Annotated in this window: 8 protein-coding genes; 1 reads left to right on the top strand and 7 read right to left on the bottom strand. The window is 51.6% G+C overall.

All coding sequences use genetic code 11. From position 1 onward, the window contains the following. Window positions 1–104 precede the first annotated feature (104 nt). From cas3 to B5E62_RS14320, 3 genes are all read right to left on the bottom strand, one after another. The gene (cas3, locus tag B5E62_RS14330) at window positions 105–2,564 is read right to left on the bottom strand and encodes a CRISPR-associated helicase Cas3' (protein WP_275532593.1); all 2,460 of its coding nucleotides are present in this window, start codon (window positions 2,562–2,564) and stop codon (window positions 105–107) included. A gap of 279 nt (window positions 2,565–2,843) precedes the next feature. Beyond that, window positions 2,844–3,113: a DUF3892 domain-containing protein gene (locus tag B5E62_RS14325; RefSeq protein WP_087175207.1), complete on the bottom strand. Its 270-nt coding sequence runs from the start codon at window positions 3,111–3,113 to the stop codon at window positions 2,844–2,846. A 423-nt stretch (window positions 3,114–3,536) separates the two neighbouring features. Next, the gene (locus B5E62_RS14320) at window positions 3,537–4,739 is read right to left on the bottom strand and encodes a class I SAM-dependent rRNA methyltransferase (protein ID WP_087175206.1); all 1,203 of its coding nucleotides are present in this window, start codon (window positions 4,737–4,739) and stop codon (window positions 3,537–3,539) included. A gap of 245 nt (window positions 4,740–4,984) precedes the next feature. On the opposite strand from B5E62_RS14320, the gene B5E62_RS14310 reads away from it, so the two are divergent. Further along, window positions 4,985–5,497: a ferritin gene (locus B5E62_RS14310; protein ID WP_087175204.1), complete on the top strand. Its 513-nt coding sequence runs from the start codon at window positions 4,985–4,987 to the stop codon at window positions 5,495–5,497. A gap of 148 nt (window positions 5,498–5,645) precedes the next feature. Here B5E62_RS14310 and B5E62_RS14305 read toward each other — a convergent pair whose 3' ends face one another. The 4 genes from B5E62_RS14305 to yihA all read right to left on the bottom strand — a co-directional run bounded on the left by B5E62_RS14305 (window position 5,646) and on the right by yihA (window position 12,000). Continuing rightward, window positions 5,646–7,328 (bottom strand): AAA family ATPase, encoded by a 1,683-nt coding sequence (locus B5E62_RS14305; RefSeq protein ID WP_087175203.1) that lies wholly within the window; start codon window positions 7,326–7,328, stop codon window positions 5,646–5,648. 77 nt (window positions 7,329–7,405) lie between these two features. Beyond that, the gene (locus tag B5E62_RS14300; protein ID WP_087175202.1) at window positions 7,406–10,063 is read right to left on the bottom strand and encodes a heavy metal translocating P-type ATPase; all 2,658 of its coding nucleotides are present in this window, start codon (window positions 10,061–10,063) and stop codon (window positions 7,406–7,408) included. A 122-nt stretch (window positions 10,064–10,185) separates the two neighbouring features. Continuing rightward, window positions 10,186–11,376, bottom strand: a complete 1,191-nt coding sequence (ytvI, locus tag B5E62_RS14295; RefSeq protein ID WP_087175201.1) for a sporulation integral membrane protein YtvI — start codon at window positions 11,374–11,376, stop codon at window positions 10,186–10,188. Between the two features lie 21 nt (window positions 11,377–11,397). Beyond that, window positions 11,398–12,000, bottom strand: a complete 603-nt coding sequence (yihA, locus tag B5E62_RS14290) for a ribosome biogenesis GTP-binding protein YihA/YsxC (RefSeq protein ID WP_087175200.1) — start codon at window positions 11,998–12,000, stop codon at window positions 11,398–11,400. Window positions 12,001–12,002 lie beyond the last annotated feature (2 nt).

Below are 12,002 nucleotides of genomic sequence, written 5' to 3'. Positions count from 1 at the left end.
CTTTTGTGTGCTGTCAAGGGTGGCGTGAGCTGCCATCAAACTTCATATCTGCGATTTTCAAGGTTCAATCGGAGCCTATTTTTTAGGCTTCGCTTTTTCATAACTTATTTGACACTACCAAAGTTTAAAAACCGATTTCTAGTTTCTTCCAACACACCTTCCTTTTTATCATAATAATCCATACTCAGCACAAGGGCCGCCGCATCGTCGATCCTGTGGACTGCCCGGCCCAGTTTTTTCAAAAGATGCTCCGAAATCCCCACCGAATACTGCTGCAGGATGCGCACCGCTTTCTTCTGTTCAGCCATAGGCGTAAACCGGTCTTCCAATGAGGCAATCGCCTTCTGCGCCGCTTCGTCATATGGTATGACAACCGTCACTTCTGCATTCTCGTCAATGACTTTATATTCTTTCCCGGCTGTTGCGAATGCCTGACACATACGGGGCATTCCGGCTTTTCCTTTATGTTTTCTCTCAAACTGTTTGCGGCCCGGCTCATTTCTTCCTAACAGCTCATCCAGGGTTGTCCCTAAGGACGGAATCGGATACTTTGTAGGAGCGGTCCCCGCATCGCGAAAAAATTCCTTATAGTATGCAGTCACGGATTTCTCGGAATCCAGAGAACCGTCAAACGCTGCAGGGTTCTCCTTAAAATAGTACAAAAACTTCCCTGCTGCCCCCTGCGCCCGGCTGATATCGTGAAGTTGCTTCAACTGTTCCACTTCATACGCCATTTTCACGATATAGACCTTTCCCATCTCTACTTCTTTATGGCGGTTGCAACGCCCCGCCGCCTGAACAATGCTGTCCAGCCCGGCCAGAGATCGGATCACACACCCAAAGGACACGTTCACCCCTGCCTCGATGAGCTGCGTGCTGACACAGATTACAGGTTCTTTATTTTGCAAATCCCGTTTCATCGCCTCCAACTCATCTTTTCTGTTTTTGGGACACATCCGGGTGCTTAGGTGATATAGTCTGCATGCTTCATCACAGGACCTGTTTAGCTCTTCGTAAATCTGTTTCGCACATCTGGTCGTATTGACAACGATCAGCACCGAACCGTATTTCCGAAAAGCCTTCAGCGCAAATCCGCTGATATCTTCTGGCTGCATACCGCCTTTTACCAAATCCGTCGCATCCTCGATTTCTACCCGTTTGAACGCAGCCGCGTATCTTTTGGACGAGCCCGCCATCTCCCCACAGCCGAACAGATTGTTTTCTTTCAATCGCGCAAGTGACGGCTGTGTCGCCGAGCACAGGACGACTGTTGTATGACAAAACGTAGTCAAGAAATTCACTGCCAAATGGAACAACTCCGTTCCTCTCACCGGAAATGCCTGCACCTCATCAAAAATAATCACGCTGTTGCACAGATTATACATTCTGCGGATACTGCTCTTTTGTCCAGAAAACAGAGTGTTCAACATCTGTACCGCCGTAGTGACGATCACAGGAGAATTCCAGTTTTCTGTCAGTTTCTTATAAACTATCTCCCTGTTTTCGTCTTCATAAAAGATATTGCAGTGATGCTCCAGCACAAACTCACTATTGCCCACCGCCTTTCGGATATCCTCTGCGTTCTGTTCCAGTATAGAATTGAATGGAGCTACATAAAAAATATGTTTCTTATGGTATTTCTGCGCATGGTAAAGGGCAAACCGAAGACTGCTGAATGTCTTTCCCGCTCCGGTGGGGACTGTCAGGCGGTACAGACTTTTCTCTTCATGTGCCGCCCGAAAGCATAGGTCCGATATCTCATCTCTATATACATTGAGCGGACTTTTCTTGCCTGATTCAGCTATCTCCTTCATGTGCGCTTCAAAATGCGCAATTGCCTCCTGCCAGATTTCCTGTGTCCTCTCCTCTGTGATCCGCTCCGGGTGGGACTCGTTCTGGCAGAAACATGCGGTGTCTGTCCAGTCACTGTCGATCAAAACAGACAATGTCAGTCTCTCAAACATTCCCAGATAGAAATCTTTGCTCCCACAGTCCTTCCCTCCAGCACTCTGCACAAAATCATCAATCTGTTTGCATATTTTTCTTAAATCTGCATGTGCTGCGGCAAGATATCTTACCAGACATTTTTTATCAATGATTTGAAAGTACCTCTGTCGTACCGTTTCAAAGTCAATCTCTTTCTCCCGCCTCTTTTCAAAAAGAGTGGTGCCTGTTTCCATCTCAATGCCATCCTGCAACCCGTGATGCGAATACACTGCCATCCCGATGAATTCAGATAGTGTCCCTCTACCTGTTATGTTCTCCAATACCCTTCCGCCGGCAGACGTATGGTCGATCATCTGTTTTCTTGCATTCTCGCCATTTTTCAGGACATCCTTCATATACGCATAGAATTCTTCACTCAGTTTTCCTGCATCATGGAGCAATGCTCCCGATATGACTATGTTTTTCAGGATTTCCAGGGGGCAGTTTCTTTCAGCCAACTCCTTTGTCCCCGAAAGATGCTCCTTTTCGCTTTGCGTTGCTCCGCTTTCCGAAACCACATGCGCAAGATATGGGTCATCCCCTAAAAAGACAGAATCTCTTAGTTCCTCGTAATCCATGATGATCACCCCCGTTTGCTTCCATAGCCAACAGCTAAATGGACATGCGAACATGTCCATTTAACGACTGCCTTGAATGTCTAATCCTCAATGCCTGCATTACTGCCAACTTGATGCCTTGTATGCTTGCATAGGAACTTTTATTTTTGTGCTTTTTATATATTTATTTCGTATATTTTTATATTTTTTATGCACTTTGTATAATTCTATCACATTATAAATCCACATACAAGAAGCTGATTAAAGCTAGGCGTAAATCCAGGTATAATATACTTCTGTCTAGCAACGAGGAAGCTTAAGGAGATTATCGTCCGGAGTAGAATTCGGTGTAGAACGAACATACTTCTCACCCTGCATACTGATAGCAGGCTGAAGAAACGGATAAGGGTAAATATTCACATAAATTGTTTTCGGGTGTTTCACGAGATGATCATGGATATCCTCTTTTGAGATAAATCTTTCCATCTCTTCCAGATAGATTGAATCGATCTCGCAAAGATCTTTAGAGTTGTTACATCCTGATTTCATTTTGATTTTACTAGCTTTCATTATAAAGCCCTCCTTTGATTAAATAAAATGTTAATAGGAATAGTGAGTTGAAAACTCGTTGGAAAATTTTGAAAGCTTGACAAATCAAGATGGAATGAACTAGAATAGTGGTGTTAGTTGTTTCTGTCAGTCCATCTGATTTGAAATAGCTTTTTCAAGTTCGAATGGACCGCCATCCATTCGAACTTGTTTTCTATTACGATAATATCACATCGTCTTTTCAAAATCAACATTAAATAAATATTTTTAAATAATTAAAAACATAAATTTATTTTATATTATTAATGATTTTTCTTGTAATCTTTTTTTCTATATGATATTTTTATAGCGTCGGGGTTTCTCCCGTGAGTTGAAAAATGTTTTTAATTATTTATTTTGCAGAAAAAGCGACAGGCTCATGCCTATCGCTTTTTCACATTCTCTCTATTTTTCCTTACACACCTGGAAAATATAAAACTTCAGATAATAGCTCTCATCCGCCGCCCACAGGATGGGGTGGTCCGGCGCCTGGGTCCGGAACTCCACCTGCCTGAGGCGCACATGGGCGCTTCTGGCCGCTTCCCGGATGGTCTTTGTGAACAGCTCAAAATCCATAAAATGGGAGCAGGAGCAGGTGGCCATAAAGCCACCTTCCTTCACCAGCTTCATGCCCCGGATGTTGATCTCCCGGTAGCCCTTCACCGCATTTTTGATGGAATTCCTGGACTTTGTGAAGGCCGGCGGATCCAGGATCACCACATCGTACTGCTCCTCTTTCTCCAGCAGGGAGGGGAGCAGGTCAAACACGTCTGCCTCCCGGAACTCCACCCGGTCTGAAAGCCCGTTGAGGGCTGCGTTCTCCCGGGCCTGGGCCACCGCAAGGCCGGAGGCGTCCACACCAAGGACGCTCTTTGCCCCGGCGACCCCCGCGTTCAGGGCAAAGGAGCCTGTGTGGGTGAAGCAGTCCAGCACCCGGGCGCCCCGGCACAGCTTCTGGATGGCCAGCCGATTGTATTTCTGATCCAGGAAAAATCCGGTCTTCTGCCCGTCCTTTACGTCCACGATGTATTTGACTCCATTCTCCTCAATATGGACAAAGGTGTCAAAGGGTTCACCGAGAAAGCCCTTTGTCTTCCTCATGCCCTCTTTTTCTCTCTCCTTTGCGTCGCTCCTCTCGTAGATGCCCCGGACCTCAACGCCGTCCTCTGCCAGGAGCTCCTTCAGCATAAAGAGAAGCTTTTCCTTGTACCTGTCCATCCCAAGAGCCAGACACTGGAAGACGAGCACGTCCGAAAACTTGTCCACCACCAGCCCCGGAAGGAAATCCGCCTCTCCGAAGACGATCCGGCAGCTTCCTGTGTCCACCGTCTTTTTCCGGTACTCCCAGGCATCCCGCAGGCGTTCCCGGAAAAACTCCTCATCGATCTCCTGGTCCGGGTTTCTCGTCAGCATCCGGATGCGTATTTTGGAGTGCATATTGATAAAGCCCCGTCCCATGGGATAGCCGTCAAAGTCATGGACCATCACAACATCCCCGTTCTCAAAGGCTCCTGTCACGCTGTCTATCTCATTGTCAAAAATCCAGGCGCCTCCCGCCTTCAGCGTGCGCCCTTCTCCCTTTTTCAGTACTGCTAATGCTAAACTCATATCTTTTCTCCTATACTCTCTGTCTTATACTTGGACCTGTACTCCTTTTTCTGTTTTCTGTCCATGTCATCATACCATATTTCCCCGCCTTTTTCACTCTGTATCAGAGGCGCGCATGTCAAAAATATGCCCGGGAGACAGGCATATCCGGGCTTGAGTTTTCCGACTGACAGAGCTATACTTATAGGCGGAAAATACAGCAGCTTCCCCTGCGGGAGATGCGGATACAAAAGGAGATGCGTTACATGTTAAACGAAAAAGTTGCAAAGCTGTTAAACGAGCAGGTAAACAAGGAATTCTATTCTGCCTACCTGTACCTGAGTTTTTCCAATTTCTATAAGGAGCTGGGGCTGGACGGATTTGCCAACTGGTACAATGTGCAGGCTCAGGAGGAGAGGGACCATGCCATGCTCTTCATCCAGTATATGCAGAACAATGACGTGCCCGTCACTCTGGAAGCCATCGACAAGCCGGACGCCGAGCTGAAGGAGAAAATGGACGCTCTCAAGGCGGGATACGCCCACGAGCAGTATGTGACCGGCCTCATCCACAATATCTATGAGGCTGCCTACGAGGTGAAGGACTTCCGCACCATGCAGTTCCTGGACTGGTTCGTCAAGGAGCAGGGCGAGGAGGAGACAAATGCAAGCGACCTGATCAAAAAGATGGAGCTCTTCGGGGACGATGCCAAGAGCCTCTATATGCTGGACCAGGAGCTGGGCGGACGCACCTACGCGGCTCCCTCACTGGTACTGTAATAAGTCCTGCGGCGGGAACCCAAGCCAGTGGCGGCACCTGCATACATGAGAGACAAGCCGTATAGAATGACAGACGGCGCAGCCTTTCCTTCCGGAAGGGTCTGCGCCGTCTGATTTTCTATTGTCTGCCGGGGCTATGTTCTTTCTCTTACTCTACTGCCCTTTTTACCATACATTCCTTCCTGTAGAACGCCACTCCGTATTTCAGGATATCCTGGTATCCCTCCTGGCGCAGTGACTCCTCATACTCCTGCTCCTCGATCTGCCTGAGAGCCTCGTCGCATTTTTCCTCAAGCCCGGAAAAGGTGTCGGCCACCTTGATTTCCAATATGACCGCCTTCCCTCTCACGCTTGGATACTTCAGCAGGATGTCCGGCCTTCCATTTCCCGACTCCCGGTTGGACAGGACAATATAGCTTCCGATATTTTTCAGCATTCCCGCAAGGAAGCCATGGTAATAGCTCTCCTGGTAGTCGTAGAAGCTGATCGTCTCCATCAGATTTTCGGACAGGATCCGGGACATCCTGTCTGTATCTCCCTCCAGGATGCTCTCATAGAGGGGCGTCAGCTCTTTTTTATCTGTCTTTTCCTCAAACCACCGCAGGACTGTCGTCTTGTAAATATAGCGGACCTCCCTGTTGGGAATGGCCATCTCAATGTAGATATTTTCCCCCTCCTGGTATTCGCTGATCTTCTTCAGGTAACCGGTAAAAAAGAGAAAATTCCACAGATTTTCCTGGGTAGAGTCTATGTCTTCATAGGTGATATCCTCATGGATGGGCTTGGTGATCGTCTTCCCTTCTATCAGCGCCTCTATCTCCTGCTTGACGGAGAGGTCCGCCCTCTCCACAAGGGAGCGCACAATGCTGTTGGAACTGGTGTTGGACCAGTAGGGCCTGGGGAGAGCCTGTCTGTCCCCGCAGCAGGACTTGACATAGCTGATCACACTCCACGGATTATACACCTCCGCATTGCCAAACTTGTAGCCGTCATACCACTGCTGCACGGTGTCCCGATTTTCCTCCAGCCCATAGAAGGACAAGAGCGCTTCCACCTCCGGCTGTGTGAAGCCAAAGTTTTCCCCGTAGAGGGCCGTCGTGATAGAATTGATCTCCAGGTTATTCAGCCCGGTAAAAATGCTTTCCCGGCTGATCCTCAGGCACCCCGTCACCACGGCAAACGCCAGATTGTCATTGGTCTTCAGGGCCGACTCGAACAGGGAGCGTATAATGCCGGTCATTTTCTCGTAAAATCCGGCAAAATAGGCATTTTCCAGAGGCACGTCGTACTCATCTATGAGAATGACCGTCCTCTCACCCTCTGAAATGCGCAGACACTCTGAGAGGAATTTAAGGGCGTCTGCATAATCGCTCTCCACCCCTCTCAAATCCCTTATGCGAAGGTATCTCTCCTTCTGAGCCTGTGTCAGCTTTCCGCTCTCCTCCACCTGCCGCCAGTGTCTGGCAAACTCGCTGCCCACTTCCTTTTTCAGCATCTCAAAGGACAGCTCACAGGACGGCTGCTTCATGGATTTAAGCGAAAGGCTGATGACCGGATATCTCCCCATGAAAGCCAGGTAGCGCTCCCCCGCCTCCATGATCTGAAGGCCGCGGAACAGCTCTGCCTGCCCCGGCATATCCTTTTCAAAGAAACACCGCAGCATACTCATGTTCAGCGTCTTCCCAAAGCGCCTCGGACGGGTAAAGAGATTGACCTCTCCCTTCATGTCCAGCAAATCCTTTATAAAAAGAGTTTTATCGATATAGTAATACTGTTCTTTTCTCAGCTTTTCAAAATCATCCACCCCGACAGGCAGCGGGCTCCATGTCATGACAAAACGCCTCCCTTCCGGATATAGTTCCATTCTACTACATCCAAAAGGGAGGCGCAATTCATAAAATACTTCCTCTACTGGGCTGTGCAGCTCACCGGCTCATATCCGGCTTCCTTCACCGCGTCCATCAGCACCTGGTCAGCCACGTCCTCTGCCATGGAGACAGTGGCTGTCTTCTTCTCCAGGTCCACCTGGGCGCTGTCCACACCTGCCACGCCCGCCAGGGCCTTCTCCACGTGCATCTTGCAGTGCTCACACATCATGCCTTCTACTACCAGTGTCTTTTTCATCGTTACCATTCCTTTCTCTTCTTGCTCTTCTTTTCTATCCACACCGGAGTCTCCCGGAATGTTCTCTGTCATAGAGTCTGTTTTCTCTGCGTCTTTCTCCGCTTTCTCCGGCCCGTCTGCCTGGTCTCCCAGGGCCGGCTTGAAGAACCGCAGCCGCAGCGCGTTGGTCACCACGCACACGGAGGAAAGACTCATGGCCGCGGAGCCGATCATAGGGCTTAAGCGCAGGCCAAAGGCCGGGAACAGGGCTCCCGCCGCCACCGGGATGCCGAGGATGTTGTAGAAAAATGCCCAGAACAGGTTCATGTGAATGTTCCTCACGACAGCTCTGCTCAGCTCAATGGCTGTCACCACATCCTGTAAGGAGTCCTTCATCAGCACCACGTCTGCCGAGTCAATGGCAATGTCCGTGCCGGCTCCGATGGCAATGCCAATATCCGCCCTTGTGAGGGCCGGGGCGTCGTTGATACCGTCTCCCACCATGGCCACCTTATGCCCCTTTTCCTGCCAGGAGCGGACGCAGGCCTCCTTCTCTGTAGGAAGCACGTCGGACACCGCCTCCGCAATGTCCAGCTCCTTTCGGATAGCCTCTGCCGTCACTTTGTTGTCACCTGTCAGCATGACCACGGTAAGGCCCATCTCTTTAAATTTCCGGATGGCCGCCCGGCTTGTTTCCCGGACCGTGTCAGCCACCGCGATGATACCCGCGGCCTGTCCGTCCCGCACAAAGAGGAGCGGCGTTTTCCCCTGGGAGGCATACTGCCCCATCTTCTCCCTCACCAAAGCCGTCTCCTGCTCAGGTCCCATTGCCTTTTCTTCTTCCATAAAGGCCAGGTTGCCGGCCAGCCAGGTCTTTCCGGAAATCCGGGCTGACACGCCCCGCCCCGTCCGGGCCTGGAAATCCTCTGCCTGAACTGAGGATACACCGTCTCCGTCTCCCTTCGCCTTCTCCACCACCGCCTGGGCCAGGGGATGTTCACTCCCCGCCTCCAGGGCAGCCGCCTGGGCCAGGAACTCCTCCGGGCTCATGGAGGGGTCCAGGACCTCTATGTCTGTCACCTCCGGGTGGCCGGAAGTGATGGTGCCGGTCTTATCCAGGATAACTGTGTCGATGGAGTGGAGATTTTCCAGGCTCTCCGCCGACTTGATGAGGATGCCGTACTCCGCCGCCTTTCCGGTACCCACCATGATAGCCACCGGGGTGGCAAGTCCCAGCGCGCAGGGGCAGGAGATGACGAGCACTGCAATGGCATTGGACAGGGCAAATTCAAAATCCTGTCCCGCCACGATCCACACGATGGCTGTCAGGATGGCGATGCCGATGACCACCGGCACGAAGATGCCGCTGACCTTGTCCGCCAGCCTGGCGATGGGCGCCTTTGAGTTTCCCGCCTCATCCACAAGCCGGATGATCTGGGAGAGGGTGGTGTCCTCCCCCACCTTGGACGCCCGGAAGCGGAAGGTGCCGTTCTTGTTGATGGTGGCCGAGATGACTGTGTCCCCGGGCATCTTTTCCACCGGGATACTCTCACCGGTGATGGCAGCCTGGTCCACATAGCCGGCTCCCTCTGTCACAACGCCGTCCACCGGGATGCTTTCTCCCGGCCGGATGACCACAATATCTCCGGCCGCCACCTGCTCGGCAGGCACGGTCATTTCCTGGCCGTTTTTGATGATAACCGCCGTCTTGGGGGCCAGGTCCACCAGCTTCCCGAGAGCGTCGGAGGTCTTTGACCTGGACCTTGCCTCCAGATATTTTCCCACTGTCACAAGGGTCAGGATCATAGCGGAGGACTCAAAGTACAGAGCATGGGCATACTCGTGGACCACCGCCATGTCCTGGTGTCCGAATCCCCAGGCCATGCGGTACATGGCAAAGAGGCCGTATACAAGAGAAGCCCCGGACCCGATGGCCACCAGGGAGTCCATATTGGGGGCCCGCTTTACCAGAGCTTTCAGTCCCACCTTGTAAAATTTACGGTTCAGCACCAGGATGGGCACGGTCAGGATGAGCTGCGTCAGGGCTGAGATCATGGCGTTCTCCATGCCGGTCAGGATCCCCGGCACAGGCAGGCCCATCATGGAGCCCATGGCCACATACATCAGGGGGAGCAACAGGGCGATGGAGGCCACAAGGCGCACCTTCATGCTATGCTGCTCCTCCCGGGCTCTGCTCTGGCGGACTTCCCACTCACTGCGGAAGCCTCCTCCTTTTGCGTCAGGCACGGCGTCCGCGGGGGAGGCTCCGTAGCCTATCCCCTCCACCGCCTGGGCGATGGCGGCGCTGTCCAGCTTCGTCTCATCGTAATCTACTGTCATCTGGCCTGACAGGAGGTTGACATTGACTTCCTCCACCCCATCCAGCTTCTGTACACACCGGGTTACATTGGCCTGGCAGGCTGCGCAGGTCATACCGGTGACGTTATATTTTTCTTTTTTCATTACCAGGGTCACCTACTTTCCTCGAACGATGTCTTTATACCCCCTATTGGTATTTCAGTGCTATTATATACCCCGGTACGGTGTATTGCAATATCTTTTCCGCATTTTTTCGAAAAACATTCTCATTTACCGTCTTCAGACTCCTTTTCTTCGGCAGGCCCGGCCGGCTCCGGTCGGCGCAGGCTCAGCACCCCATCCGCCAGAATCCTCACATCATCCAGTATATAATCAAAGGCACCTGCCTTATACAGGTTGACGACGAGAAGACCGATGGGCACGGCCAGGATCATCCACAGGATGCCTCCGGCCCGGTACCCCGCGTACAGGAGCACCAGGGTAAACAGAGGATTGAGCCCCATGCTGTCTCCTACCAGCTTGGGCTGGATCAGCTGCCGTACAAGCTGGGTCACTGCGTACAGTACCGCCAGAGCTACCACCCGCCTGTAGTCGCCGGTCAGGAGCTCATAGAGCGCCCACGGCAGGAGGGCGGTGCCTGTCCCGAAGAAGGGCAGGAAATCCAAAAAAGCGATGCCGATGGCCAGCAGGACGGAAAAATGCACGCCCATGATCCCAAAGCCCACCAGGAGTATTGCGAACACGACAGCCATGATCTTGAACTGAGCCTTAAAATACCCGCCCACCGCATACTTCAGGTTGTCTGTCACCATGGTCATCCTCTCCACGATAGGCTTGGGAAAAATCTTCTTGGCCCACAGGATGATATTTTCTCTGTCAGCAATGAAGAAATAGGCGGAGATGATGGTGACGATAAAGGAGATCAGGATAGAGGGGATGCGCTTGGCAAAATTCCCCGCCGCCGCCACCGTTGGCTCACTGATGCTGCTGATAATGCCGCTCATGGTCTCATCCAGATTGGCGGCAAAGGTATTCAGTCCCTCCTGCACATTTCCCGGAAGAAGCGCAAAAATCTGGGAGGTCCTCTCCCCGATCTGACGAAAGCCCTTCTCCAGGTCCCTGTACATGGACGGGAAATCCTGTATCAGAGAGCTGACCTCTCCCCATATCCTGCTGACTGCCAGGTAGATCAGCCCGATGCAGGCTGCCAGCACGGCTATGATGATGATGGCGGACCCCAGCTTTTTGATGATCTTCAGCCTCTTTTCAAGAAAGACCACCAGCGGGCTGGCAATAAAAGACAGGAACCAGCCTATCACAAAGGGCATGAAATAGAACAGCGCCTTCACGCCCACATAGATAAATAGGATTGTCCCGACCAGACTGAAGGCCAGGCTGACGATCACTTTCCAGTAGGGCCTGTTGTCCTTTGCGGCAGTCCCTTCATTTCTCCCCATTTTCTCCACCTCTCTTACCCTTTATTCTTCCTTTTCGCTGTCGAGAAGCTCTGTCTCCACAAGCTCCCATATCTCGTCCCTTCCCTGCTTTGTCACAGAAGAGAAGGGGATGATCCTTGTGCCTGGCACCAGCTTCAGCCCCTGCCGGAGCATCCTGACATGCTTGTCTATCTGGCTCCTCTTGAGCTTATCCTGCTTTGTGGCAATGATAATGGGATTGTAACCCTGGCTCACCACCCAGTCATACATCATCTTGTCATTTGCTGACGGCTCATGGCGGATGTCAATGAGGAGGAACACCGCCCGCAGCTGCTTTGAGCTGTGGAGATATCTCTCGATCATCTTTCCCCACTTTTCCTTCTCCTGCTGTGATACCTTTGCGTAGCCGTACCCCGGCAGGTCCACCAGATACAGCGCATCGTTGATATTGTAAAAATTGATGGTCTGGGTCTTTCCCGGTGTGGCCGAGATCCGGGCGAAGGACTTCCGGTTCATAAGCGCATTGATGAGGGAGGATTTCCCAACATTGGACTTCCCCGCAAATGCGATCTCCGGCTTGTCGTTCTCCGGGAGCGTACTGGTGATGCCGCACACTGTTTCCAGACTGATGTTTCTTATTACCATGA

Origin of the sequence: Lachnoclostridium sp. An118 (genome assembly GCF_002160985.1) — a bacterium.
Lineage (GTDB): Bacteria > Bacillota > Clostridia > Lachnospirales > Lachnospiraceae > Claveliimonas > Claveliimonas stercoravium.
This window is presented reverse-complemented; position numbering and strand designations above follow the sequence as displayed.